This window comes from Myxococcus sp. AB025B (assembly GCF_006518215.1).
Taxonomy (GTDB): domain Bacteria; phylum Myxococcota; class Myxococcia; order Myxococcales; family Myxococcaceae; genus Myxococcus; species Myxococcus fulvus.
The window spans coordinates 1-1,046 of record NZ_SRLW01000652.1; the positions used below are offsets into that span (position 1 = coordinate 1).

Consider the following 1,046-nt stretch of genomic DNA (forward strand, 5'->3'; position numbering starts at 1 on the left):
GTGATGTTCCGCGACCGCTTCGAGAACGTGCGCTACCCGCACCAGGCCGCCATGGCCGGCATCGAGGGCCGCTTCGCGCTGCGCATCACCGTCGGCTCCCGAGGCCAGCTCCTCGCCCTCGCCATCGTCGGCCGCTGCCCCCACTACGTCCTCTGCGACGCCGCGATGGCCGCCGTGCGCGAGGCAGCCCCCTTCCCCCCACCTCCGTCCGCGCTCGGCCCGCGCGTCACCGTGGAGCTGCCCTTCAACTACCACCTGCGCTGACAGGCTCCGGCGCCAACGCGCTCAGCGCGCGACACGCACGCCACCGCGAAAGGCTCCACTCCGGCCAGGACACGTCCGCGCACGCCCGGGCCCTGAACTCGTCGCTCAGCTGCTGCGTCGACGACAGCCCCCGCGCCAGCTCCGGCACCGCGTCCAGCGAGAGCTCGTACAGGTACCCCACGTCCACCGCGCCCTCCGCGCGCGGCGCGCCCTCGACCGACTCGCGCGCCAGCTCCCGCGCCAGGTTGTGCCGCACGATGAGCGCGTCCGGGTTGATGACGTTCACCGTCACCACCGCCCCCAGCGCGGCGGCGAAGGCCCCCACCGCGAAGCGCTCCGGCCGCCACCACAGCGTCACGCCGCGCCACGCGAGCACCCCGCCCAGGAACACCATGAACACGTGCGTGAACACCCGCAGCCGCGTGTAGCCGAACGCATCCTCGTACATCCCCAGCCGCTTCATCGCCGAGGCGAGGATGGCCACCGTCAGCACCGTCATCACGCTCGCCGCCACCTGGAAGGCCACCTTCGCCTTCGCCGTCCCGCGCACCGTCCACCGCGCCAGCGCCATGATGAGGCACAAGGTCAGCATCGACACGAGCAGCAGCTCGAAGAAGCCCCGGCGCGCGTACTCCGCATACGAGTACCCCGGCGCCGGCGCCACCGCGTCCCCCACGAAGAGGTACGCCACCTGGAAGCGCACGAACACCAGGAACAACACATCCACCGCGATGAGCAGCGTCAGCGCCTCGGTGAGCCCCAGCCACGCCCGCCCCTCGCCC

Annotated in this window: 2 protein-coding genes; one reads left to right on the plus strand and one right to left on the minus strand. The window is 72.3% G+C overall.

Annotated elements, in window-relative coordinates; genetic code table 11:
• The coding region (locus tag FL311_RS43325) for a TonB family protein (RefSeq protein WP_141333534.1) at window positions 1–264 on the plus strand (264 nt) is incomplete at its 5' end.
• Here FL311_RS43325 and FL311_RS43330 read toward each other — a convergent pair.
• Window positions 245–1,046: DUF4173 domain-containing protein (locus tag FL311_RS43330; protein ID WP_141333536.1), on the minus strand; the 802-nt coding region annotated here is incomplete at its 5' end. The two genes, FL311_RS43325 and FL311_RS43330, sit on opposite strands and share 20 nt — an antisense overlap.